The organism is Hymenobacter gelipurpurascens, from assembly GCF_900187375.1.
Taxonomy (GTDB): Bacteria; Bacteroidota; Bacteroidia; order Cytophagales; family Hymenobacteraceae; genus Hymenobacter; species Hymenobacter gelipurpurascens.
Genome location: NZ_FYEW01000001.1, coordinates 1,714,686 through 1,739,454 on the forward strand (window position 1 = coordinate 1,714,686; position 24,769 = coordinate 1,739,454).

The window sequence follows — 24,769 nt, forward strand, 5'->3', positions numbered from 1 at the left end:
TGACACGATAGGCCTAGACCACCTTTCACCCCATCACCGTTTCACTAAATCACAATTTCACTGTTCCTGTCTGGCGGATGTCGCGGGAGGAGCTGCCTACCAGCACGTTGAAGCTGCCGGGCTCCAGCACCCATTGCTTCTTGGCTTCATCGTAGTAGCTGAAGGCATCGGCGCCGAGGTTCATGGTCAGGGTCTTAGACTCGCCGGGCTTCAGGAAGACTTTCTCGAAAGCTTTTAGCTCCTTCTCGGGGCGCTTCACGCTGGCTTGTTCATCCTTTACATAGAGCTGCACTACTTCGGCACCGGGTACTTTGCCCGTGTTGCGCACCGTGAGGGTTACCGTAGCGCTTTGCTTACCGGGCTTCACGGCTAGCTTTCCGTACTCGAAGCTTGTGTAGCTCAGGCCATGACCGAAGGCAAATTGCGGCGCCACCTTATAGGTATCGAAGTAGCGGTAGCCCACGAAAATGTCTTCCTTGTAAGTCTGTTTCAGCGGGTCGCCGGGGGTGCTAGGGTACTCTCCTAGCTTATGCGCAGGTGAGTCTTCGAGCTTCACGGGGAAAGTCATGGGCAGCTTGCCGGAAGGATTCACGTCGCCGAACAGCACGTGGGCCAGCGCGTTGCCGCCTTCCATGCCGGGGTACCAAGCCTCCACAATCCCCTTGGCCTGCCCGGCCCACGCTGATACATCAATCGGGCCGCCGTTCAGCAGCACCACAACCGTATTGGGGTTGGCCGCCAGCACCGCCTTAATCAGTTCATCCTGGCCAAAGGGCATATGCATATCGGGCTTATCGTAGCCCTCCGCGTCGTAGGCGTTATCCGACCACACTTTGTAGTCGTAGCCGTGCGTGGCGCCTCCTACAATAATGGCTACATCGGCAGCTTTGGCGGCGGCTACGGCCTGAGCAATCAGTTCAGGATCAGCCATCTGTCCGCGGGCAATTTTGTAGCCGGGGGCGTAGGTGATGTTGGCCTGCGGGCCCAGTGCTTTTTGCAGACCCTGCAGCGGCGTAATCTCATACTTGGCCTTCACCTGGGAGCTGCCACCACCTAGTGCGTTTTCGCGCGTGGCGTTGGCGCCAATAACCGCGAAGGTTTTCGTGGATTTCTTGAGGGGCAGGATGTTGCCCTCGTTTTTCAGGAGCACAATGCCTTCTTCAGCTACTTTCAGGGCAGTGGCCTGGTGCTCGGGGGTATTGTAGGCCCCGGCCTTGCGCTTAGCACCATCCATCATATTGGTGGCGTACATCACACGCAGGATGCGGCGCACTTTGTCGTCGAGCAGCGGTTCCAATGACTTGTCTTTCTTGATGGCGTCCAGCGCGGCCGTGCCGAAGAAGAACCGGTCGTAGAGTGCAGGCGTAAGCTTCGGCATACCAGCACTGGCCGTCTGGTCGACGCTGCTGTACATCAGGGAAAGGTCGGTGCCCATTTCCAGATCGGTGCCGTTGCGCAGACCTTCCATCGTGTTGTGCACCGAGCCCCAGTCGCTTATTACCAATCCTTTGAAGCCCCACTCCCCTTTCAGGATGTCGTTCATCAGGTAGGCGTTGTGCGTGGCATACTGGCCCCGAAACTTGTTGTAGGAACCCATCAGCGTGTTCACGCCAGCCTCCTGCACCGCGGCCTTGAACCCGGGCAAGTAGATTTCGCGGAGCGCCCGCTCGCTCATATTCACGTCAATATCGTTGCGGTGCTCCTCCTGGTTGTTGGCCGCGTAGTGCTTCACGCAGGCCGAAACGCCCTGGTCTTGCACCCCGCGGATATAGCCCACCACCATCTTCGACACCAAGTGCGGGTCTTCGCTGAGGTATTCGAAGTTACGCCCGTTCAGCGGCGTACGGATGATGTTGATGCCGGGACCCAGGATGATGTCTTTGCCCCGGAAGCTGGCCTCACTGCCCAGCACCGTTCCGAAGGCGTAGCCCAGCGCGGGGTTCCAGGTAGAGGCCAACGTGTTGCCAGTAGGCAGGTACGTGCCGGAGTCGTTGGCCCCTTCGTCGGGCTGCCAGTCGCGGCCGTGTTCCAGGCGCACACCGTGTGGGCCATCGGAGGTTTCCATCTCCGGAATTCCCAGGCGCTTCACGCCGCCGGAGTTGAAGGAAGAGGTGGCGTGCACCATGGCAATCTTCTCTTCCAGCGTCAGCTTTTTGAGGAGCTGATCAATTTTGGCTTCGTTGGCAAGCAGAGCCTGCTGGCGGTTGGCACCTGTAGCAGCACTTTTCGCGGAGGTAGCGGTGGCCCCTGGACGGGTAGTAGCGGGCTTCGTCTGGGCCGGGGCCACCTGGGTAGTAGCACAAAAGAGTGCCGCCATCAGGAAGGCGCGGGAGCGGGATTCAAAAAGCATGGAGCGAATAAAACGGGTGGAAGTGTAGCACGATGAGAGCACGCCGGAAGCGTCAGAAATGAGAGGGCCGCGGCCACTCAGGCACGCACTCCTGCCTCCGGCGGGTGTCAGCTAAGCCAAATATATCGTTGGCAAACAGTAAAAACACGTGACCAAAATATGCACTGTGGCCTCTCAGAGCTATTTTCTGAGCACCTTATACACTTACCACACACGTTAGCACACACCTACAGAACACCCGATAGTTTTTAGACTTACTCCGGTACAATTAAAAAACAACCAGCTTTTTTAGGAGTATCGACGGCCCTTCCACTCAAACCGAAGCGGCAGAAGACGAAACGTTGTCAAACCGGCAGTAAGCAAAATGGTATAGAGCTCGAACATCGGGAGCAGCTCAAGGGGCGCCCGGCGCCCTACCCGCCCAAAGCAGAGAACCGCTAGGCCACCTTGCAGAAGCATTTTCAACAGCCAAACGCCCAGCGCCACCTTCAATCCGGCCAGCCAGGCCAGTGCCAGCAGCACCAGGTGGAAGGAGCCGTACAATCCCAAACACAGCTTCAGCCACGCGGGCAGCGCCTCTACCCCCAGCATCCAGCGCCGCCGTTGGTGCAGCAGGCCACGCCATGTATAGATGGGCAACGACTCGGCCAGCACTTCGGGCCGAAATACGTTGCGTGAGGTGTAGCCATGCCGAAGCACCGCCTTGAACAACTCAAAATCTTCGATAATAGAAAATGGCAGCTGCTCGTAGCCCCCAGTATCCTCGTAGGCCACTCTCGTGATGAGCATGTTGTTGCCCATGGCCGTAACAGGCCGCCCCAGGTCCGTCACGACCTGCACCAGCCCCAGCGACATCAGCCAGTCCAGACCCTGCAGGCGGTGAAACAGGCGGGCCCCCGTCACGAGCGTGAGGCCCGTCACGATGCCTACGCCGGGCGCCAGGTGGCCTAGCAAGCCCTGCAACCAGGAAGCAGGAACGGCAATATCGGCGTCGGTGATAAAGAAATACTCCGAGGTTGCTACGCGGGCGAGGTGAGCCAGGACATTGGCCTTGCCGTGCGCCGTACCAAGTTTTTCTTCGATAGAAATTATCTGAAACGAGCCGGCATAGCCTTCCATACTAGCCTGTGCTTGGGCGGCAGTATCATCGGTGGAGCCATCGTTGCCAAGCAGCACTTCTACCAGATCGGGAGGATAGTGTAGTGCCCGGATGGCCCGGAGGCACCGCGCAATGGCGGCTTCTTCGTTGCGAGCAGCTATCAGAATGCTCACGCGGGGCAGCGGCTGTGGCACGGGATGTAGCGGACTGCCTTGCCGCCGGGCGAACAACACGATGGCCGTAGTCAGCAGCCCAAACCAGCCCAGGAAGTACAGCGTCAGGAAAACCATGCCGCGCAAATTACGCTCAGGAAAGCCAGACTGCCGCCGCCTCGCTTCTACCCTGGCCTAGAGCCGCTCAAACCGGTAGCCTTGCTCGGAAAAATGCTGCAGGTACCGCGGCAGCACGTAGCGCATGTTACGGCTGGCTTTCAGGCTGTCGTGAAAGACGGTGATGGAGCCGGGCCGGGTATTGCGAATAGCGTGGTGCAGGCACTTTTCGGCGGCAAAATCCCGGTCGTAGTCGTAGGTCAGCACGTCCCACATAACTACTTGGTGGGTGCTGTTCAGGGCCTGCGCCAGCGGGATAGTGATACGGCCGTAGGGTGGGCGTATGAGTGGCCTAGGCTCGGGCTGCAGCGCATCAAGCAGGGCTTGGCACTGGCCTACATCCTGCAGATACCGGGCGCGGGAATGGCGCCAGCCGCTGATGTGGTGGTAGGTGTGGTTGGCCAGCCGATGGCCCTGCGCTACTACTTCTTGCGCTACTTCGGGGTGGCGGTGCAGGTTGTCGCCCACGCAAAAGAACGTGCCGCGGGCATTGAACCGGGCCAGGGTTTCCAGGACAAACGGCGTTTCCTCCGGAATGGGGCCGTCGTCGAAGGTCAGATAGATGGTGGGCGGGTTGGTGGCAGGCATCTCCCAGAGGCAGTCAGGAAACAGGCGCCGCACCGGAGCCGGCATTCGAAACAAGCGCACAGAAAGAGACGAGTTAAGTTGGCTAAACGAGTGGCCTACAAACGGAGCAGGCGCTGCAAAGTACGGCGCCGAACGGATTCCGACTACGCGTAGGCCACTTCTGACTAGCCCATATCCTCACCAACCTAGTTTATTTGGTATTGACCGCCGACTCCAGCATGAGCCACAGAGCGTGGGCGCTTTGCTCCCAGGAAAAGCGCTGCACGTTGCGAAACCCGCGGGCAATGAGCTCCAGCCGCCTGTCGTGCTGGGTGTGCAGCACGCGTAGACCATTGGCAATAGACTCTACCTGAAATGGATCGACGAGCTGCGCCGCGCCGCCGGCTACTTCGGGCATGGAGCTGCAGTTGGAGGTAATAACCGGTGAGCCGCACGCTTGCGCCTCAATGATGGGAATGCCGAAGCCCTCGAAATACGGCACATAGGCTGTAGCAAAGGCCGCCGCATATAGTTGCACCAGTTCGTCGTCGGTTACGCGGCCCGTTAAGTGCACATCGTGGCGGAACTGCATATGCCGGTACACCTCGAAGATAGGGCCAGCTTTCCAGGCGGTGCGGCCTACTACCAGCAGCTTGGTGGGGGCGTTGGTTTCCTGCTTGAACTGATCGAAAGCGCGCAGCAGATTGATGAGGTTCTTGCGTGGCTGCAGCGCTCCTACAAAAAGAAAGTAAGGTTTGCCTGCACTAAACCGGTCGCGCGTGGCTTGCTGATCGGCTTCCGGCAGAGGCCGAAACTGCTCGTCGACCGCGTTGTAGACTACGCCTATTTTCTCGGCGGGTACCCCATAGGCACGCACTATATCCTGCCGGGTAGCTTCTGAAACGGCTACCACCCGCTTGGAGGCCTGAGCAAAACGTGGCGTAAAAAACTGGTAATAGCGCAACGTAAGCCGGTCAACATCCTGGGGAAAGTGCTCGAAAGCCAGATCATGTAGCACCGTTACGCGGGGCACGCGCGTGCGAAGAGTGGTATAGCCATCGGGACTGAGGAACACAGCCGGCCGGTACCGCCGCAGCCAGCGCGACACGGCGCCTTCGAACCAGGCCACCCACAACACCGGGTGCCGCGCCGGCGGCCCCAGGACATGTGGTATTACATTAGCACCAAACAGGTACCGGGAATCAAAAGGCCGGTCGAAGAGAAAGTGAAACGTATGCTCCGGGTGCTGCCGCACAAGTCGGCGCAGCGTTTCATAAGTGAAACGCCCGATGCCTTCCAGCTTATCGCCGGGCAGCAGGAAGCGGACATTGACGGCAATTTCCAATCAACAAGTAATTCGGCGGGTAGATGTCGGCAATATCCGGTATTCTGCCCTGATTCCAGCCTCCTGCGCCATATCATTTCCGGTATGGAAAGAACGAGACCGGCTTCGCTGAGTGGCCTAGGAGTGCTTTGTAGAAAGTGGCCGGTCCCGTGCTCAAGCGCAACGGTTACTACTACCGCTTGATAAACACGAAGTTGTCGGAGTCGTAGTTGTGCTGCACCAGAAACGCATCCAGGTCGGCGCAGGGCACGGGCTGGCCAGCGGCATCCAACGAATGTGCCGCGTAGCCTAGTTCCTGCAGCAGCGTCACCGCCTTTTGGTGCTCCGCGTTGTGGCGCTTGGGCTCCAGGTACTCCATCACGACAAATGGGCGCAGCCGGCGCAGGCTGTCTGCCGCGCCCCCAATTACCTTTAGCTCCGCTCCTTCCACGTCGATTTTGATAACGGCCGGCTCGCGGTTGGTCGTTGCCAGAACGTCATCAATACGAGTGGCAGGAATATCAATACGCGTGGGCTTGAACTCCTTAAACCACTTCTCACCCGCAAATTGCGCTACATCCATCGAGTTGAACTCGTTGTAGAGCACCGGAAACTCATAGAAGGATATTGTTTCCTGTTTATCGGAAACGGCTTGGTTTATGGCCTCAATATTGGCTTTCCCCTTCACGTTTTCGGCCAGCACGGCGTAGGTGCTGCGCGAGGCCTCGTAGGCCAGTACCCGGCCCGACTGGCCTACCAGGCGCGAGGCCAGCAGGGCAAAATAGCCGAAGTGTCCTCCCACATCCAAAAACGTGTCGCCGGGCTGCAGGGTATTGATGAGGAAGCGGGCCAGCCGGATTTCCGAGCTGTGCGACTTGCCGCCGGTCAGGTAAATATCGGTTCCGGCGGGTAGCACCACTTGCATGGGCACCCCGAAAAACGTGTTTACCTGCTTCACCAGACCCTTTTTGGTGCGGGCATACACCAGCTGCCGAAACCCAATAGCGTACAGATACTTCCCCGGAGCGTGTAGTAGGCGGTGCCATTTGGTGGCATTGGCCAGGTTTTCTACTTGATCAAGCTGCTGCAGGAGGGGATTCATGTATGAATAATAGAGACGCGAACAGGCCTACCGATGGTCGAGGCAGGAAACAGGGTGAACAAATATCGGGGATTACGCTTCTGTTTTGCGTTTCAGTAGTTGTTTAAGTTCTGCCAGCCGCACAATACCCAACGCCGGCACGAGGCCCAGGAATACTATTCCGGCTGCCACCGCTTCCAGCAGCCACGGGAGCTGCAGGTAGGTTTGCATGGCATACCAGGCCCCACACAATGCCCCAAAAACGGCCAGCATCCGGGTTAGCAAAGCCCACGGTACCGCCACGCCGGCCTTCTTTTGCACCAGCCACACATACACCCCGGAAACGAACACAGCACAGAAAAGTGTATTCCAGGCGGCCGCAATAGCTCCGTAGCGCGGCAGAAACACCACATTCAGCGCAATATTCAGGGTCACGCTTATGCCTACCAGCCAGCTAACCATGTTTACGAGGCGGGTGCTGTTGAGCAGGGAAGCATAAAGCGCGAAGAAGGAATGCACCAGCACATTCACAAACAGGATTTTGAGGCACCACGCCATGCGGGCCACTTCCTCAGGGGTGCTATGCTTGAACTGCCAGAACAGCACCTCACCCCGAAACAGCACAAAGGCACATACCAGCAGCATGGGCACCGTAACTACGCGCTGCCCAAACCAGAGCAGGTCGCGCTGCTCCTGCTGGTTGTGGGCAGCGCCCGCAAACTTGGCAAAGAACAGCGGCAGCACCGTCCAGATATACATCATCACGGCATCAACCCAACGGTAAGCGCCGGCATAGTAACCCGCCTCGGTGGGCGAAGCCAGGCGCTCCAGCATTACCATATCTACGCGCTCATTCACGCCATACAGCAGCGTGATAACAGCAAAAGGCACGGTTTCTCGCAGCACGGTGCGGGCCTGGGCCCATTGCCAGCGGTAGCGCACTCGTCCGAAAAGGCGCGTCATGAGGGCATACAGCAACACCGTAGTGAAGATGGCCGCCGCCACCCGCACGCCTACGTAGCGCTCCAGTGTGAGCCCCAGCGGCAACAGGCCTAGCACCAGGCCTAGCAGCAGGAACTTCTCGAATACCGACAGTACTGCATCGGTATTGAAGTGCTGGTGGGCTTGGAGTGTGCCGCGCAAAAACTGCCCGTACTGGGCCAGCAACAAGCTAAGCCCAATGGCCCCGAGCAGCAGCAAGGGGTAGCCGCGGTAGCCAATAATCCACCCCACGGCCAGCATCCCGGCCAGCGCCACCACGTTCAGAAGGCCACGTAGAGGCAAAATGGTAGGAAAGTACTCCGTAAGAAAAGCCGGCTCCGAGGCCACGCGCTTCACGCTGTAGTGCGTCAGGCCCAGATCCGAGACGGTGGCCAAGACCAGCGTGAGGGCCGACAGCGCAGTGAACAGGCCGAAGGCAGCATGGCCTAGCCGGTCCTGCACAATATTTTCGAGCACCACCCAGCCAGGCTTTACCAACAGGTTGAGCAGCACCACAAGACTGATATTTCCGAAAAATCGTTTGATGCGGGGCGTGCTTAAACTGAGAATCTGGGGTCCAGCCACCAAGGCCCACCTGACGGCAGCACGCTGGCTGGGCTGCAAAACTACGTAAAAACCCGCCGAGCCCGATAGGTGCCTTTGCTGCGGCACAGGCCGTTTTTCTCCTATCTTTGCCGGCCACTACTGCCTGCTTTTCACTTCCGGGCTAGTGGCTATACCTGTATTATGACCGAGCGTCCTTATTCTCTTCTAGGCCTGTGGCCTATTATTAATCGTTGGAAAAACTTAGTACTAGCTGCCTTGGTGCTGGCTTTGGTCGTCAGTACTCTTGTGGCTTTTCTGCTGCCAAATATCTATTCTTCCACTTCGGTTTTCTTCCCTACAAACCCACAAAACTCTGACCCCGACCGCATTGTGGAAGGACAGAAGTTGGAACTTGGCGGGCGCACCGAAGACCTGGACCGGGTGATTACCGTGGGTGGTTCGCAGCCGGTGGCCGAACTGATACTTAAGCGCTTCAACCTATACGAGCACTATGGTGTGGGCAACCCCGGCACCGACAAAGCCGAAAACGACGCCCTGCGGGAGTTCAGCGACAACCTAGACATTGTACGCAATGAGCGTGATGTTATTGAGCTCACCTTTCAAGACACCGATAAGAAGCTGGCAGCCCGCATTGCCAACAGTATGGTGGCCGTTATTGACTCTATCAATCAGCAGCTTACGCTGGAAAACCGGCGCAACGTACTAGGCCTGTTTAAGCAGCGCTACGAGTTTTTGAACAAAGAATATGAGACTTCCCGCCGCCAGGTGGTGCAGGCTCGGCAACGGTACGGCATCTTCGGTCCGGAGCAACAGTCGCGCTACTTAGCCCGCGAAATTGTGCGCGTGGAGCGGGAGCTGAATCAGACGGGGCAATATGTTAAAACGCGCGGCTTGCGCCTGGCCCTTCAGCGCATCAAGCAGGATGAATTGGAGAATACCACCAATACCGAAAGCTACCTGGCCCGCGAAATTGTAGAAACGGAAAGCGCCCTGCAACAAGAAAAAGGTGGCCCCAAAGCTACCAGCCTACGTCGGGCGCTCCGGGGCCTCACGCAAGCCAGCAGCGGCAACCTGATCAATGCTGAAAGCTACATCAACGGCATCGACTCGCTGAACCTGCTGACGGCTCGGGTAACGGATTTGCAGGACCGCTTGGTGAAAGCCCAGGGCGAGTACGAAACGGCTGAATTATCCATCAAAGCGCGTATTTCGTCGCTCTACGTGGTGCAGAAGGCGTACCCCGCTACTCGCAAAAGCAAGCCTGTTCGTTGGCTGATTGTGGTGGGTTCAGTATTCATTACGCTGGCCCTCTCGATTGTGATTATCACGCTGCTGGAGCTCTACCGACGTGGCCAGCGCCCAGCCGTAGCTACACTGTGAGCGAACTGCTGAACCGGCTCCGCCCCGCCGACCCCATTCAACGGTTGTTTGCGGGGTTGATGCTGCTGCTGATTCTGGGCGGCGCCACGGCAGCTCTGTTCGAAACACCACTGGCGCTGTTGCCCATAGGCCTAGGCCTAGGCCTGTTGGTGATTTTCACCGACTGGACGCTGCTCTATTATCTGCTGTTCCTTACACTGGCCTTCTCGCGGGAAATTCCTATTCCCGGTGGTCTCAGCCTCGATGTGCCTTCCGAGCCGCTGATGATAACGCTGACGAGCTGCGTAATAGCCACTTTGCTTATGCGGCGGGTGCGCCTACCTACCCGCGAGGTGCTCCACCCCATTGTGGTAGTGCTCTGCCTGATGCTGCTGTGGTCGGTCACCTCGTCGTTTTTTTCCGTCGACTCCACCAAGTCGATTAAGTACATCCTGGCCAAAATCTGGTACCTGGTGCCTTTCATACTGGGCACCTTACTGCTGGTGCGCAAGCCCGCCGATATGTGGCGGGTAGCCGGTTTTTACGTGGCGGGCACCTGTGTCACGGTGCTGATTATCATTGTGCGGCACGCGGCACTTGGCTTTGCCTTCGATGGCATCAATCCGGCAGTGCAACCCATTTACCGCAACCACGTGACGTACGCCACGGTGCTGGCCCTGCTGCTGCCCTTCTCGTGGTATGGCGCCCGTCAAGCAACTGGCCTGCCCCGCTTGGGTTGGCGCATAGCCACTGGCCTGATGCTTTTTGGCATCCTGACGGCCTATACTCGCGCTTCTATTTTGTCGCTGCCGGTAGCTGGCATTTTCTACCTGATCATACGCCTGCGCCAGATGCGGCTCTTGCTGATTGCTACAGTGGTAACCGTAATGGCTGGTACCAGCTATTTCGTGAGCGAGAACAATTACATGCTTTACGCTCCGGATTTCGAGAAAACAATCTTCAACGGTAAGAACTTTCAGAAACACTTGGAGGCTACGTATAAGCTGCAGGATGTATCGGGCATGGAGCGCGTATACCGCTGGGTGGCCGCCATCCGGATGACGGCCGACAAGCCCTTGGTAGGTAGCGGCCCCAGCACTTTTTACCCCGAATACAAGCGATACACGGTTCGCAGCTTCCGCACCTTTGTCAGCGACAACCCCGAAAAGTCCACCACGCACAACTATTTTCTTTTGCTGCTGGCCGAGCAGGGCTTTCCGGGCATGCTGCTTTTCGCGGTACTGTTGGGCATAAGCCTACTGATGATTCAGCACCTCTACCACCGCACGGCTCCGCACTCAGACCTGCGCTATGTTGTGCTGGCCTGTGGGCTCAGTTTTGTGGTTATCGTGTTTCACTTGCTGCTGAATGAGCTGATTGAGGTAGACAAAATCGGCTCCTTTTTCTTCTTCAATCTGGCGGTGCTGATCAGGTTGGGCAGCTGGCTGAAAGAAGCAAAGGGTGAAGTAGTGACCTAGGGCCAGGGTTGTCTTTGGCAGTTAAGCAACCTACCCGATGGTACCTACTCAAGTACTGAAAAGCCCTTACTTCCACAGCGGAGGTAAGGGCTTTTCAGTACTTGAAGATGGTATTATAATTCTACCTACTTTCTTGCGGGCGCTCTGCTACACGTACGCGCAGTGCCAAGACCTCTAGGCCACTCGCTTACTTAAACCGGCAGCTCAGTATGGTTACGTCGTCGGCGAAGCGGTTGCCTTGGGTGTTGTAGGCCTCTATCTCACGGAGCAGCTCTTGGTGAACCACCGCAAGGGGTGCGTAGCGGTTATGTCTTAGCACGCGCAACACACCCTCCTCACCAAACTCCTCCTGGCTGGCGTCAAACACTTCGGTGAGGCCATCGGTGTAGGTAAACAGCATGGTGCGTGGCGCTACTGTTATTTCGCCCACGTTCAGCATCGGGAGGTCTTCCATCACGCCCAGCATAATGGTACCCGATTTCAGCATCACCACCGGGCCATGATCCGGAATGAGCAAGGGGTCGTTGTGGCCGGCATTTACGTACTGGAGCTGGCGGGTACTACGGTCGTAGAGGCCGAAAAACACGGTGATGAACTTGTCGCCGCCCGCGTTGCGGAAAATCAAATTATTGAGCTCATGCACAACCGTCGAGAGGTTGGCCTGCTGGCGCAGCAGCGTCCGGAGGCCCGCCTGAAAGTTCGACATCAGCAACGAAGCCGCCACGCCCTTGCCCGACACGTCGGCCACGCAGAATAGAAAGCGGTTTTCGTCGAGGTTGACTACATCATAGTAGTCGCCGCCTACGGCAGTGTGCGGCACGTAGCTGGCCTGCACGGCCACGTGTCGGTCGTTGGGCAGCGAGCGGGGGAAGAGCATGGCCTGCACTTCCTGGGCAATTTCAATCTCCTTCCGGATTGCGGCGTTTTCTACGCGCTGGCGGGCCAGGCGGCGGCTTTCAATTGCGCCAATGAGGATGTTGCTGAGCGTTTGCAGGAACTTGGTTGCTTCCTCACTGGCGTAGTCATCGTGCACGTTGCCAATGAAAACGTAGGCCAGTACCTGCCCATTTGTTACTACCGGAATCACCGTTTCCAGTTGCTCCCACTCGGGGCTGAGCCCGAAGTACTGCACCGGACAGGGCAGCGCCGTGCAGTTTTCCTGCACCACCGCGGGCAGCGGCACCTTACGAAAATCGGGCAGGCCGGCCCCGAAAGAAACCATGCATTCCCATTCCCCTTCCTCCTTCACATAGAGCACCAGCCGCCGGATATTCAACTGGCCTAGCAGCGTGAACTGAAAGATTTTATACAGCGCGCCTTCCGTCGGGTCGAGGTTGATGGCCTGCGTAATTTCCAGCAGGGCTCCCAGTTCGCGCTCTTTCAGGAAAAGGCGTTTTTCAGGAGTTATCGGGCGGGAGGTAGACATGAGGTGAGGTAATGAAATGGTGAAGTGGCGAGCTAGTGAAGTGGGGAGCTGGTGAGTATTTCTTCTACTGGCCTAGGCCGCGCCAGTAGCGCAACTTAGGCCGACAGAACGTGAATCTCACCATTTCACCACTTCACCATCTCACCTTTAGCCTACGGGAGTTTTAGGATCGTAGGCGTCGCGGAGGCCGTTGCCGAGCAGGTTAAAGCTCAGTACCAGCAAGCTAATGGCCAAGCCCGGCAGCAGCGTCAGCCACAGGCCGGCCTCGGTGCCCAAAAGCTGAAAGCCTTCGTTCACCATCAGGCCCCAGGAGGGAGCCGGTGGCTGCACTCCCAGGCCCAGAAAGCTCAGGCCGGCTTCCAGCAAGATAGCAGCCGCAAAGTTACTGGTTGCAAGCACAATCAACGGGCCCGTCATGTTGGGCAGCAAGTGCCGCCAGATCAGGCGGCTCTGCGGCAGGCCCAGCACGCGGCCGGCTTCTACAAAGGTTTTTTCGCGCAGGCTCAGCATCTGCCCGCGCACTACGCGGGCTACATCTACCCACATGGTGAGGCCCACGGCCACGAACGACGTCCAGACGCCTTTGCTATCGAGAGCCAGGGAAATGGCAATGACAAGCATGATGCCCGGAATGCTCCAGACCACCGTCATCAGGCCCAGCAGCAGGCTATCAACCCAACCGCCTACATAGCCAGCCACGGCGCCCACGGCCATACCCAGCAGCACCGAAATCAGGACGGCAACTAACCCGATTCCCAGCGAGATACGGGTACCCAACAGCAACCGGCTCAGCTCATCGCGGCCTGCTTTGTCGGTGCCCAGCAAGTAGGTACGTGGGCTGATGGCTTGTGCTGCAATTACCTGCGGCGAAGCGCCTGCCTGCGTGTCCGTAACGAGGCTACGCAACGCAAAGCCCTGCTCCGCTACGCGTGGGGCACTTGCCGATTGGTATGACCGATAGGGACGGACAAACAACGAATCGGGGGTGGTGCGGTAGGCTGCCTCAATGGGCATTTCGCGGGTTTTCTGGGGCTGCCCGCCCCACCAAAGTCCCAAGATGCCTACTGCTGAAGCGCTCCGGGCCGAATCGGGCAAGGGTACGTGCAGAATATTTACGCGCGTGCCAGGAGGCTGCTTTTGCAGCGCTACCAGGCTTTTATTGGCATTAGGCGAGTTATCGGGCAGCACCCAATAGCCCAGCAATGCTACCAGTGTACAGAGCACAATGAAGCCCAGCCCGAGCATGGCGGGTTTATTGCGCCACAAACGCAAACGCACGTAGTAGCCCGGCGGCCGGGCGGGCGGAAGCGTGGCCGCATGGGCCGATACAGGAACTGCAGCTACAGCCACCGTTAGCGCGTATTGTGCTGAAGCAGGCCTTCCTTGGATGCCAAAAAGAAACTATCGCGCACAATGGCGGCAAAAGAGCTCTCCTCGTAGGCCAGTTCTGTGTCGGGGTCGGGCCAGTAGCTCCGGATGAGGTCCTGCTCCAGAAGGCTGCGCAGGTTGCGCTCCAGGTCGGTGGGCGACTGGCCGGTTTTCTGAACCAGGTCGGAAAAAGAGGTGACGAAGTAGAGCTCGTCGAGGATATCGAATTCGGTGTCGGTCACGGGCAGAAAAAGGGCTTAGCGATATAGGCAAAGGTAGAACGCCCCGCCTAATTTCAGCAGCTACGGCTGAAATGGCTAATCCGGGAGGTAGAAAGTGGCCTAGCAGCGGCTGTACCAGCTAAATACAGTTGCCAGGCCACTCTTTATAGTGAAGCTAGTTTATCACCGCTACCGCATTGCCCGCTGCTGACGCCCATCCCTCTTCCGACTTAACGTAGGCCAGTATCTGCCGGATTTCTAGATCGGAAAGCTGGAAGCTGGGCATTTGCTGTTTGCCGTACTGATTGAAAATCCTGACCGCGTACTCATCGCCGCTGGCTACTACTTTGCTAGAGTTCTTCACCCAGCTCAACAGCCACTTTTCGGGGCGGCGCTTAGCTAGGCCACTTAAGGCAGGTCCTACCACTACATCGTTTACAGCATGGCACTGGGCGCAATTGCCTTTGAACAGTGCATCGCCGGCGGCAACTGCTTCGGCCTGTTCCGGCGTCATGGCCACTATTTGGCTTGTCGAGTCGAGTGCGGTTAGGTGAGCTTGACTGAGCGAATCCGGCTGGGTGCTGGTCTGCGCAGCTTCTCCCATTGAGAAGGGCTCTAATAAGCCGGTTGCGGCGAAAAAAACACCGCCAACCAAGAATACCAACAACACAACCAGCAACGGAAATACGGCCTCTAGACTGAAATGAGACATGACGTATGAGCTTTATAGGAACATAAACTTTTCGCCAAAAAGTAGTCCTCAAACGCTCCGCTCCCAACCTTTTTCTGCTATTTATTTCGGTGCGTCTATATAAGTAAACTGGTCCGTGACCCTACACCTGACGCCCCTTCCAGACGTAGCCGCCGCGCAGCCCCAGCAGGCCCGTAGCCAGCGCGTAGGGTGCGTAGGCCAGCTGCAAAACCGGCACCCACCATAGCCACCGAGACTGGCCTAGAAACCGTAGCACTGGCCGCAGAAATAGCACATCAGCCGTCAGCTTGAGTGCCCATGTTAGCGGCACCAGCCAGCCCGGCCAGCCACCGGCCAGCCACAGGCCCAGGCCTATCGGGAAGGTAAGATTAGCCAGGAGCACCAGCACCGCCAGCCGCTGGGGCGCAGCCGCCTGATAGTGCCGCCACTTGCTGGCCCAGCGCACCCGCTGCCACAGTAGCTGCCGAAGGGTAGGCTGGGCGGCCGTGCTCACAATGGCCTGCTCCTCCTGCAGAAACCGAACACCGTCGGGAAACTTCGCCTGGATTTTGTGCAGCAGGAATTCATCGTCGCCGCTGGGCACGGCTTCGTTTCCCCGAAAACCATCTACCGCTGCAAACGCAGTACGCCGGTAGGCCAGGTTGGCGCCGTTGCACATGGTGGGGCGCTGCAGGCTTATGGAAGCGGCCCCCACTCCTACTAAGCCCGCCAATTCAAGCCCCTGCAGTGTGGCCAGCCAGCCTGATCCCGTCAAAAGCATGGGGCCGCTGATGAACTGTACTGTGGCATCGGCGGCCAGTGCGGCGTAGGCCAGTACCCAACCGGCTGGTACGCGGCAATCGGCATCGGTGAGGAGCACCCAGGGCGCGTGGGCCGCTTGCACGGCCGTTTCTACGGCGGCCTTCTTGCCGGTGCGGGTGCCCGGCAGCTCCGCCAGTTGCAGCAGACGCACCGGAAACGGGAGTTGCCGAGCAGCTGCCTGCACTACAGCCGCGGTGCCGTCGGTGGAATGGTCATCTACAATGATGACCTCAAATCCGCCGGTTACCGGGAGTTGCTGGCGTAAATCAGCCAGAAGGTTTGGCAGGTTTTCGGCTTCGTTGCGGGCCGCAATGAGGATGGAGAAGGCAGGCGCGGACCTCATCCCCGGTCCCTCCCCGTTGGGAAAGACGTCTGCTGTTCCAGAACGCACCCCTCCCCCAACGAGGAGGGTCCGGGGGTGGGGCTTGCGCCAGGCAGTTCGGTACTGGAGCATCTGCCACAGATAAACGCCCGCAATCAGAACTTGAATACCCAGTAGGCCACTCATCCAGCTGAAACTACTCATGCGTTTTCGCCGCTTTGGAACGCTTACGAAACACCTTCAGCCGCAGCACAAACCCCAGGCCTATGGCGCTGGGCACCGCAATATTGAGCACCCACAGGCTGATGCTGGCACTGAGCACCGGCAGCACCGGCTCGCCCAGCAGCCCAAACAAATGTGTAGCCGACAGCTCCCGCACGCCCACATCGGCCAGGGCATTCAGCGAAGGCACCAACGACTTCAGCAGGAACGTGCCCGCAATAGCAGCGGCACCCGGCCAGAACGGCGCGTGGGTACCGTAGGCCACCAGCAGTAACCCAAATTGCGCGCAGAACACCGCATACCGCAGCCCCGAAATCAGGAGTACGGCTGTGAGGGCTCGCGCCGGATACGTGGGCATGACGGCCAGAAACCGCCGGAACCGCCGCAAAGGTCGCACCGCCATCACGGCCGAAACCAGCAGACGCGAACGGTACAGCGGCAGCAGCACGGCCAGATTCGCCACCACCACCGCCGCCACTAGGCCTAGGCCAGTGGCGGGGTAGCCGTGCAGGTAAAACCGCAGCACGAAGTACAGCAACCCCGTCGTGCCGGCCAGCACCGTAATTACCAATTGGCAGTAGCGTCCCAGGAAAACGGCCCCTAGCGCATCCAATCGGCGGCTTTTCAGCTCGATGATTCGGCCGGCGTAGTCGCCGACGCGGTTGGGCGTCACGAAGCCCAGCGTGAGGCCTACCAGCACCGCCCGGAAGCTGCGCCGGAACGTCACGGGCTCCAGGTGCCGGGCCAGGCGCCACCACTTCCAGGCTTCCAGACCCCAGTTCAGGGGCATCAGGGCCAGGGCCAGTAGCACCGGCAGGCGGCCTTCGCCGCTGAGGGTGCGCGTGAGCAGGCCGCGCCAAGCGGTGGCCGTGTCGACATCCTGAAATACAGAGTACCAGAGCAGGCCGAGCGTGAGCAGCGTCACGAGGAGCTTGCCCGCCACCACAAACCCGCGCCGACGGGCGGCACTATCCGGCTTTTGGACGTAGTTTTGTAGAAGGTCTGGGGGCAAAACGGCGACGAAATTATTCTGTTAGCTACTGTGGTTTATCGATAGATAGCCGTGTACATCCCTGCTGATACGACCTACAACTACCTCCCGACCATGATTCTGCCCCTCGCCTCCACCGATTTGCTGCCCAAGATTATCATGGGTGTCGACCCCGGCACGCAGATTATGGGCTATGCCATCATCGAGGTGCAGGGCCAGCGGGTGCGCGTGGTGCAGTACGACGTGATTAATATGAAAGCCCTGGGCTCTAATCACGCCGTAAAGCTAAAGAAGATCTACGACCGGATGGTGGAGCTCATCGACGAGTTCCTACCCGACGAGTTGGCCATTGAGGCCCCATTTTTTGGGGTGAACGTGCAAAGTATGCTCAAGTTGGGCCGGGCCCAGGGCGTAGCCATTGCGGCCTGCCTCTCCCGCCAAATTCCATATGTAGAATACGCGCCCACCAAAGTAAAGCAGTCAGTAACCGGTTCCGGCAACGCCACCAAGGAGCAGGTGGCGCACTGGCTCCGCCAGACGCTGGAGCTGCCGCCTATCGAGCAGGCCTCCAAGTTCCTCGACGCCACCGACGCCCTGGCCGTGGCCATGTGCCACCATTACCAGAAGGGCAACAACGTGAAAGCCGGTGGCAAAAGCTGGGGCAAGTTCATTGCCGATAATCCCGGCAAGCTTGCTGCGCCTGTAGCGGGGAAGAAGGCCGCTGTCAGTAAGAAGAAGCCAGCAGCGTAGGCCTAGAATAGCCTACTTTACATAGAACGGCTTCTCGGACAGATAATTACAGGCAATTCAGACAGAACCGACCCACTGAAGTAGCGAGCCGTTTCTGTCAGTATCAATACTGAAATATTTCCTGCAGCCGGTCGCAGACCTCCTGTGCCGTGGCTTTAGGCAGCACGCCCATACGGCACACCAAATGGGTTTTGTCCACCGAGCGGATATCGTTGAGCGCGACTTGGCCCTCTTTGCCCTGAAAAGTGCAGTCTACCCGGGAAGGGTAGTCGCGCCTGGTGCTGGTAAGGGCGACAATGCTCACCGTGCGCAGGTAGCGGTTCATCTCGTCGGGGAGATCACCACGCTGGGACGAGTCTTATTGATTTCGCTGCCCTGGGTCGAGTCGAGGTTGATGAGCCACACCTCGAAGCGCTGCACGGCTACCAGTGCCACTGAGTTTCCTCAAAGGCCTCGTCCGAGAATCCCTCCAGCAGCTCGCCCTCCGGGGCCTGCCCCTGGGCAAGCCGGGCTGGAAGCGCTTGTTCCAGCCCTGGCGGCGGGGCTTTACCACTGGCTTGATAAGTAAGCTCTCGGACGTGGGCTGCAGGTGCACCTCGCCGGAAAGGTGGTACTGCGAGCGGAGCTACTTCCAAGAGGATGCAAGGGTTGCGCGCCACAACGCGTACAGAAGAGGCGGGCCCGATTGTAAAGCAACCCATTAATATCCCTTTCACTGGCAGTAACGCCATACAGTTCAATGCTTTTATGGCGGTTGTGCTGGTTGGGTAAAGTCTTGGGTCGGCTGTTTTGGTTTGGAGCCCGCGGCGTTGAGAGATACGTTTGAGTGTAGGGGGCATGCTTGTGGATGCCGCCGCTCGTTTTACCACTTTTCCTGCTTAGCCCCATGAACCAACTTACCCCGCGCACCGGCAACCCTTTTTTCGACGTTTCCTGCCCAAGGGCGCCACGGGCCGTGGCCTCGCTGCTGGGCCTGCTGCTGACAGGTGGCCCAGCAGCAGGGAGCGCGCAGGTGTCTGCGTCTTCGCCCATTGGGCTACCGGCCCCGGCCGATTCCGTCGGAGCCCCGACGCCGCGGCTGCGGCACAACGTGCTCAAAGTAAGCCCGGTGTTGTTCCTCGGGGTGCTGTCGGTCTTTTACGAGCGGGCCTTGACCGACCGGGTGTCGGTTGTGGTAGGGTTCGGTGCCGGGGGCACGAACCGGGACTTCGGCCGTACCTACGAACAGGGCGACTTCACGTTCCGACGGGGAACGGTGGAAGTGCGCCGTTACTGGAAACAGGGGCTGCGCGGGTTTTACGCCGGACCGTACCTGCGGGTCGGGACGCTGCGCGAATCCTATGCGTACTACCTGCCGCCGGGCCCGCCCGGCCCCGTGGGCTGGCGGGAACAACAGGCCCGGCTGTGGACCCCGGGCGTGATGCTGGGCCACCAGTTACTGACCCGCTGGTTTGCCTTGGACACGTTTTTGGGGCTGCAGTCGACGCGGGGCGGGCAGGCATGGGTGGGGGCCAATGGCGTTCCCGAAGGCATGGCCAGTTCAAAGCTGGCCGTCCGAGTGGGCCTAAGCATTGGGGTGCCTTTTTAACCGGTGATTTTTCCACGGCCTTGTTGAAACGGGACTTTTCCCGCGCCAAGGGTCTTTGGAAAGTACCTGCGTCACCGCGGAAAAGCCGCTAAACATAATCGGTGTCATTCGCCCGACCTCGGAAAAATGGTAATTTTAAGGTTGACTAATAGTTCGCCAGCTACTGTACTTTTCTCCTAGCAACTGAAGCTTCTTCCCACTATTTTTTACTTTCTATGCAGCGCCGACTAGTCCGATCTACTTCTATCAAAGCCGTGGGATATGATGCCGTCACGCAAAACCTGGAAATAGAGTACCGCCACGGTGACCTGGTACGCTACACTGGTGTACCCGCTCACATTTATGAGGCGCTGCTGCAGGTACCGGGCAAAGCTATGTTTATAGAGCAGGTGATTGAGCGCAACGGCTACGGCCGCGAGCAGGTGCGCGGGTAGCATGCTGCGGTCGTAGCCGTTGCGCTGAGTGGCCTAGGCCTCTGCTATGGGCACCTCAATCTCGCCGCGCAGATACGTGACGGCGTGGCCGCTCATCAGCACCCGGTTGCCGCGCAGCTCGCACCACAGGTCGCCGCCGCGGGAGGAAACCTGGCGGGCGTGGAAGGTGGTTTTGTTGAGGCGCTCAGCCCAGTACGGCACTAGCGTGGTGTGGGCGGAGCCCGTAACCGGGTCTTCGGGCACGCCTACGCGTGGGCCGAAGAAGCGGGACACGAAATCAATTCCATTAGAGCCGGGGGCGGTGGCAATAACCGCGCGGTACTCCACTTTAGCCAAGTGGGCCATGTCGGGGTGCAGGGCGCGCACTTCGGCTTCGGTGGCGAAGAGGCACACTAGGTCGGGGCCGGCCAGCATCTGCAGGGGCGTGGCGCGTAGGCCATCTAGTAGGCCATCGGGGTGGATGGCGAGCGGCTTGGGTGGCCTAGCGGGGAAGTCGAGGGTCAGGCGCCCTTCGGTGGCGCGGCTTACGCGCAACGGGCCGCTGCGCGAATGAAACACGATTTCTGCTTCGGCAAAGCCCAGATGATTATACAGCACGTGCGCCGAGGCCAGCGTGGCATGGCCGCATAGCTCTACCTCCACGGCCGGCGTAAACCACCTGATTTCATACTCACTGCCTCCGCGCTGGATGAAAAAAGCAGTTTCGGCGAGGTTATTTTCGGCGGCAATAGCCTGCATGGTTTCGGCGGGCAGCCAGCTTTCCAGCGGGCACACAGCGGCGGGGTTGCCGGCAAAGGGCCGGTCGGTAAAAGCATCAACCTGATAGATGGGGAGCAGCATAGCGAAGAGGGGTAATAAGCAGCAGTTGCAGACGGGGCAGCGAATCTAGAACTTGTCGGCTAATAATACGTGCTTTCTACTTCTGCTAATGCTATCTGTATTTCTGGTTATCGGGCTGGGCTTGGTATTGGCGGCTGTTTATTACTTGGTTGGCGGCAGTACTAGGCCACCCTCTTCCAATGCCAGCACGCCCGCCCCTGTCGAGGCAACCGATCAGCTGGTGCTGGTAGTTGGGCCGCCTGTTGCAGAGGTCATTCAGGTGAGCACGGAGTTTCGGGAGTTTTATCAGGACGGAGATTTGGTGGCCTATCCGTTCCAGATACACGCAGTAGAACCCGGCATTACGGCTCTCACTTTTCCGCTGGATCTTCCTGCTGAGATCTTTTATTACCTAGTCAATTATCTGACTTACCCCGAATCTGGCTACTCTGTAGCAGCTCAGGTGCATGGCTGGGCAACGTTACCCATCATAACCCGGAACAAGGTAGTAGCGGCACCTGAGCCGGTGCTGGTGTGCGTGCCGCCTCAGGACACGCAGTATGACGTGGTGCTTTTGGTGACACCTGCATCCGCTGTGTATCAGGTATCCGTCGGGAGTTTATTGCCTACTGCGCGCCGGTGCGCTGTGCCACTGGCCTACGCGGCTCCTCCTTACCCCCTGACAGAAGTGCGCCAGCTTTCGGCTATCAAGCTGTCTTAAATAGGTATCTGAAAATATTTCTATCCCTCGCGCAACGGTGGCGTGAGTTGGCTGGTCATGGGGGCAGAACGCTAGCGAATACTCCTATTCTTACCTTATCAGATCTGCCTATGGCTGATTCTCTCGATATTATACTGGACGGCTGTCGGCGAGGGAAACCAGCGGCGCAACGGGCTCTCTACGATAAGTTAGGCTACCAGCTGATGGGCGTATGTCTGCGGTATTGCCCCTCGCGGGTAGAAGCCGAAGACGCCCTGCAGCTGACTTTCGTGAAGATCTTTTCCCGCCTCGATCAGTTCCGGGGGCAGGGGCCGTTCGAGGCCTGGGCCCGACGCATTGCCGTTACTACTTCCCTCAATTTGTGGCACCAGCAGCAGTTGCGCGGAACGCAGGTAGACAGCAACGAGGCCGCCGAACTACAGCACCCCGATGGCACTCCGTTCGATGAGCTCTCAGCGGATGATCTGATCCGGCTCATTAATGCCCTGCCCCCGGGCTACCGGGCAGTGCTCAATCTCTATGCCGTCGAAGGCTACACGCATGCCGAAATAGGTGAGCTGCTAGGCATTTCGGAAGGCACCAGCAAGTCGCAGCTTTTTAGGGCGCGCCGGCTGTTGGAAGAACGACTGACCCTTCAGGCTTCAATCTCCCCTTACCATGACTGAAAACGACTCGGAGAAATTTTACGCGGACCTGCGCGAGAAGCTTGCTGACTACGGAAGTGCCCCACCAGAACTGGTCTGGGAAGGCATTAGGCAGCAAGTGCCCGCCCAGCCGAAGCGCCGCTGGGGGCGGGTGGCCATCTTGCTGCTCTTGCTTATCACGTCACTGGTCGTGTTTACCACTAGTACCCGGTACTGGCGCCAGGCTACTGGCCTAGGCCAGTCTGCCGCAGGCAAAGCTTCTGTCCCCTCCCCATCTTCCCGCATAGCCTCATCGGCTAGCCGAGCTGCACAGTCTGGAAATGCGGCAGCGGGTACCACACCAACTCCGGAAGGCTTGGCTGCGGAGCAGAGTGGCCTAGCAGGCTCACTGGCAGAGACGAACCCTACCGCCACTACTGCTGAGTTGCCGTTGGCAGAAGCCAAAAGAACTCCACGGACCAGCTTACTGACTAAAGGGATTGTGGCGAGAGACAAGGAAGAAAAAGGCCTGCTCAGGCAGCAATCGGTGGGTACTTCTGATGACAGATCCCGCTCGACTGCGAAACGTAAGCGGCGAGGCATCCTGTTGGCCGCGCTTCTGCCTTCGCGGCGCTCTACCAGCAGCTCCATGAGTGGCCTACGAGAGCGGCGTGGAACCCAGCGTACTGGCCTACGAAACGAAACCTCGAAACTGAACCGGAGCCGGTTGGACCGGCTGCGTAACAGGCCAGCCGCCCGGCACCTTTCATCGGAACAACCGGATGCCACTAGTTCGGCTACCCGTTTTGCTTCTGTTACCGAGGCCTTTGCCAACCAACAGGCAGAGCAACGATTCAGCAATGAACTGCTAGCGCTGCTGCCCGTGCAGTTGCAGCTGGATGAGCCCGAAGAGCCGGAGGTACGGCGGGTAAAGCGGCAAAAGGCGCGTCGTTCGCGGGCGGCTCAGCTGCTGCGTGGCTGGAGCGTGCAGGTGCTGGCCGGTTCCAGCCTCACGTACCGTACCCTCGGTGACTCGGCCCGGCAGGTGGAGCACTTAGAACGGCCCGGCATTGGGTACAGCGGTCAGCTCATGGCTTCGTATGCGCTCAACAAGCGTCTCACGGTATCTACTGGCCTAGGCTACGCCGAATACGCGAATAATCTGAAATTTCAGGTCAAAAAAGCCAGTCAGGAAACTGCCCACACAGTGGATTTCCGCGACGTGTACCGCTTCGTGACCGTTCCGTTGCTGGCGCAGTACACGCTGGGCGGCAACCAACGCTGGCAGTTTGGCACGCAGGGTGGCGGCACGCTAGGCCTGTTGGCCGGCACCCGCACTACGCAGGGCAGCGCCTGCAACTGCAGCCAAGCCACTTCCCCACCCGAAGGTACTTACCGCAACACCAGCCTGCTCCTCACGGCCGGCGGCTTCCTGAGCTACCAGTTTGCGCCGGGCCAGTGGCTTACGCTGCGCCCCCAAGGCAGCTACTTTCTGAACTCCCTCACCGACCCCACCACCGGCAAGGCCACGCGCCACCCCTGGAGCGTGGGCGTGCAGGGCGGCATCTCCTTCGACCTCGAACCCAAGAAATAATCCTCTATCCTATTCCTCTTCATTTCTGATCTATGTATTCGCTTAAAAACGTACTGCGCGCCACCATTTTGCTGGCCCTGCCCCTACTGAACAGTTGTGAGCAAGCCCTCGATACGGTTATCTGCGAGGATGGTACCCCAACAGGGCCGGTCGTTCAGCCGCCGGCGCATGATTCCTTAACGGCCCTTAGCCGTCGGCTGGGCGCGCCACAGCAGTTTTTCACATATGTACCCAATCGGCAGAATACCATTACAGGCCTGAAGGGAACGATCATCACGATTCCTGCCAATGCGTTCGTGAAAGCCAGCGGAACACCCGTAACAGAACCGGTTCTATTGGAAGTGCGGGAGGTATTCAGCCGGGCCGAGATGGTGCTGACGGGTACGCCCACCGTCTCAAATGGGCGGCTGCTGGAATCGGCGGGCGAAATCTTCCTGCAACCCGCCCAAGACAGCAGCCTTCGGCTTTCGCCGCAGGCCACCCTGCAGTTTCAGACCCAGAACCCGCCGAACCTATCAAGCCCCGACTCCATGCGCCTGTTTGTGGGCAACGGTGGCGGGGGCTGCTTTAATTGGGAGCCAGTGTTTGATCCGGGTTCCAGCCTCCGCCCCAATGGCAGTGGGTTTCAGGTGAATGTGAGCAGCGCCCTCTACAATGCCGGAATCGGCTGGTTCAACTGCGACCGTTTCTACAATAATCCCGATCCGCTGACGGTGGTGGTAGATGTGCCAGGCACCAGCATCGACCCCAAGAACAACACCATGGTGTTTGTGGTATTCCGAAGCTTAAACGGCAGTTTGCGGGCCTGCACGTTCACGGCGCCCAACACCTTTTCCACCGGGGGCATACCTACTGGCGCCACCGTTGCGGTGGTCGTTATCCGGACGCTCAATGGGAAGCTGTTCTATGGCCGCCAGGATGGCGCCGTTGCCGCTGGCCTACGCTTCAGCCCCACCATGCGGGAGGTAACAGCTGCCGAACTCAAAGCAGACTTGAACAGCATTTAATCGGTGGCGAAGTTCCTAAAGGCCTTCTCTGTCTT

General features: G+C 58.7%; 22 protein-coding genes and 1 pseudogene. 9 read left to right on the forward strand and 14 right to left on the reverse strand.

Translation table 11 applies throughout. From position 1 onward, the window contains the following. Window positions 1-49: 49 nt before the first annotated feature. From CFT68_RS07270 to CFT68_RS07295, 6 genes are all read right to left on the reverse strand, one after another. A complete protein-coding gene (locus CFT68_RS07270; protein ID WP_212590370.1) occupies window positions 50-2,350 on the reverse strand; it encodes a glycoside hydrolase family 3 C-terminal domain-containing protein in 2,301 nt (766 codons plus the stop codon). A gap of 288 nt (window positions 2,351-2,638) precedes the next feature. Beyond that, window positions 2,639-3,739, reverse strand: coding sequence for a glycosyltransferase (locus CFT68_RS07275; RefSeq protein WP_088842718.1), 1,101 nt, complete (start codon window positions 3,737-3,739; stop codon window positions 2,639-2,641). 57 nt (window positions 3,740-3,796) lie between these two features. Beyond that, window positions 3,797-4,426: a polysaccharide deacetylase family protein gene (locus tag CFT68_RS07280; protein WP_317044098.1), complete on the reverse strand. Its 630-nt coding sequence runs from the start codon at window positions 4,424-4,426 to the stop codon at window positions 3,797-3,799. A gap of 130 nt (window positions 4,427-4,556) precedes the next feature. Then, on the reverse strand, window positions 4,557-5,690 hold the full coding sequence (locus CFT68_RS07285; protein ID WP_088842720.1) for a glycosyltransferase family 4 protein: 1,134 nt from the start codon (window positions 5,688-5,690) through the stop codon (window positions 4,557-4,559). Between the two features lie 172 nt (window positions 5,691-5,862). After that, entirely contained in the window at window positions 5,863-6,771 is a 909-nt protein-coding gene (locus CFT68_RS07290; protein ID WP_088842721.1) for an FkbM family methyltransferase, read from the reverse strand. 72 nt (window positions 6,772-6,843) lie between these two features. Then, complete coding sequence (locus CFT68_RS07295) at window positions 6,844-8,316, reverse strand: oligosaccharide flippase family protein (RefSeq protein ID WP_141106480.1); 1,473 nt, start codon at window positions 8,314-8,316, stop codon at window positions 6,844-6,846. A 162-nt stretch (window positions 8,317-8,478) separates the two neighbouring features. Between CFT68_RS07295 and CFT68_RS07300 the strand changes: the two genes are divergently transcribed. Continuing rightward, on the forward strand, window positions 8,479-9,678 hold the full coding sequence (locus CFT68_RS07300; RefSeq protein ID WP_088842723.1) for a GumC domain-containing protein: 1,200 nt from the start codon (window positions 8,479-8,481) through the stop codon (window positions 9,676-9,678). Next, window positions 9,675-11,135, forward strand: coding sequence for an O-antigen ligase family protein (locus CFT68_RS07305; protein WP_088842724.1), 1,461 nt, complete (start codon window positions 9,675-9,677; stop codon window positions 11,133-11,135). Before CFT68_RS07300 ends, CFT68_RS07305 begins: the two co-directional genes overlap by 4 nt. 187 nt (window positions 11,136-11,322) lie before the next feature. Here CFT68_RS07305 and CFT68_RS07310 read toward each other — a convergent pair whose 3' ends face one another. From CFT68_RS07310 to CFT68_RS07335, 6 genes are all read right to left on the reverse strand, one after another. Then, complete coding sequence (locus CFT68_RS07310) at window positions 11,323-12,561, reverse strand: PP2C family protein-serine/threonine phosphatase (RefSeq protein ID WP_088842725.1); 1,239 nt, start codon at window positions 12,559-12,561, stop codon at window positions 11,323-11,325. A gap of 147 nt (window positions 12,562-12,708) precedes the next feature. Further along, complete coding sequence (locus CFT68_RS07315) at window positions 12,709-13,911, reverse strand: ABC transporter permease (RefSeq protein WP_245815302.1); 1,203 nt, start codon at window positions 13,909-13,911, stop codon at window positions 12,709-12,711. A gap of 2 nt (window positions 13,912-13,913) precedes the next feature. Beyond that, the gene (locus CFT68_RS07320; RefSeq protein WP_088842726.1) at window positions 13,914-14,171 is read right to left on the reverse strand and encodes a helix-turn-helix domain-containing protein; all 258 of its coding nucleotides are present in this window, start codon (window positions 14,169-14,171) and stop codon (window positions 13,914-13,916) included. A gap of 154 nt (window positions 14,172-14,325) precedes the next feature. Further along, the gene (locus CFT68_RS07325; protein ID WP_245815303.1) at window positions 14,326-14,862 is read right to left on the reverse strand and encodes a cytochrome c; all 537 of its coding nucleotides are present in this window, start codon (window positions 14,860-14,862) and stop codon (window positions 14,326-14,328) included. A gap of 121 nt (window positions 14,863-14,983) precedes the next feature. Beyond that, on the reverse strand, window positions 14,984-16,006 hold the full coding sequence (locus tag CFT68_RS07330) for a glycosyltransferase (protein ID WP_170934729.1): 1,023 nt from the start codon (window positions 16,004-16,006) through the stop codon (window positions 14,984-14,986). 175 nt (window positions 16,007-16,181) lie between these two features. Beyond that, entirely contained in the window at window positions 16,182-17,219 is a 1,038-nt protein-coding gene (locus CFT68_RS07335; RefSeq protein ID WP_088842729.1) for a lysylphosphatidylglycerol synthase transmembrane domain-containing protein, read from the reverse strand. A 93-nt stretch (window positions 17,220-17,312) separates the two neighbouring features. Here CFT68_RS07335 and ruvC point away from each other — a divergent pair, with 93 nt between their 5' ends. Next, on the forward strand, window positions 17,313-17,948 hold the full coding sequence (ruvC, locus tag CFT68_RS07340; RefSeq protein ID WP_088842730.1) for a crossover junction endodeoxyribonuclease RuvC: 636 nt from the start codon (window positions 17,313-17,315) through the stop codon (window positions 17,946-17,948). A gap of 103 nt (window positions 17,949-18,051) precedes the next feature. Here the strand turns inward: ruvC and CFT68_RS07345 are convergent. Beyond that, window positions 18,052-18,383: pseudogene (locus CFT68_RS07345) on the reverse strand (type II toxin-antitoxin system PemK/MazF family toxin). A gap of 451 nt (window positions 18,384-18,834) precedes the next feature. Between CFT68_RS07345 and CFT68_RS07355 the strand changes: the two are divergent. Both CFT68_RS07355 and CFT68_RS07360 read left to right on the forward strand, forming a co-directional pair. Further along, window positions 18,835-19,536 carry a hypothetical protein gene (locus tag CFT68_RS07355; RefSeq protein ID WP_088842732.1) on the forward strand — a complete coding sequence of 234 codons (702 nt, stop codon included), beginning with the start codon at window positions 18,835-18,837 and terminating at the stop codon, window positions 19,534-19,536. A 215-nt stretch (window positions 19,537-19,751) separates the two neighbouring features. Beyond that, entirely contained in the window at window positions 19,752-19,970 is a 219-nt protein-coding gene (locus CFT68_RS07360; protein ID WP_088842733.1) for a KTSC domain-containing protein, read from the forward strand. Between the two features lie 33 nt (window positions 19,971-20,003). Here CFT68_RS07360 and CFT68_RS07365 read toward each other — a convergent pair whose 3' ends face one another. After that, the gene (locus CFT68_RS07365; protein ID WP_088842734.1) at window positions 20,004-20,810 is read right to left on the reverse strand and encodes a PhzF family phenazine biosynthesis protein; all 807 of its coding nucleotides are present in this window, start codon (window positions 20,808-20,810) and stop codon (window positions 20,004-20,006) included. Between the two features lie 88 nt (window positions 20,811-20,898). Here CFT68_RS07365 and CFT68_RS07370 point away from each other — a divergent pair, with 88 nt between their 5' ends. From CFT68_RS07370 to CFT68_RS07385, 4 genes are all read left to right on the forward strand, one after another. Further along, window positions 20,899-21,510 (forward strand): hypothetical protein, encoded by a 612-nt coding sequence (locus CFT68_RS07370; protein WP_088842735.1) that lies wholly within the window; start codon window positions 20,899-20,901, stop codon window positions 21,508-21,510. Between the two features lie 110 nt (window positions 21,511-21,620). Then, a complete protein-coding gene (locus tag CFT68_RS07375; RefSeq protein WP_088842736.1) occupies window positions 21,621-22,175 on the forward strand; it encodes an RNA polymerase sigma factor in 555 nt (184 codons plus the stop codon). Beyond that, window positions 22,168-23,727 (forward strand): outer membrane beta-barrel protein, encoded by a 1,560-nt coding sequence (locus CFT68_RS07380; protein ID WP_088842737.1) that lies wholly within the window; start codon window positions 22,168-22,170, stop codon window positions 23,725-23,727. The genes CFT68_RS07375 and CFT68_RS07380 overlap by 8 nt, the downstream gene beginning before the upstream one ends. 32 nt (window positions 23,728-23,759) lie before the next feature. Further along, window positions 23,760-24,734: a hypothetical protein gene (locus CFT68_RS07385; protein ID WP_088842738.1), complete on the forward strand. Its 975-nt coding sequence runs from the start codon at window positions 23,760-23,762 to the stop codon at window positions 24,732-24,734. Window positions 24,735-24,769 lie beyond the last annotated feature (35 nt).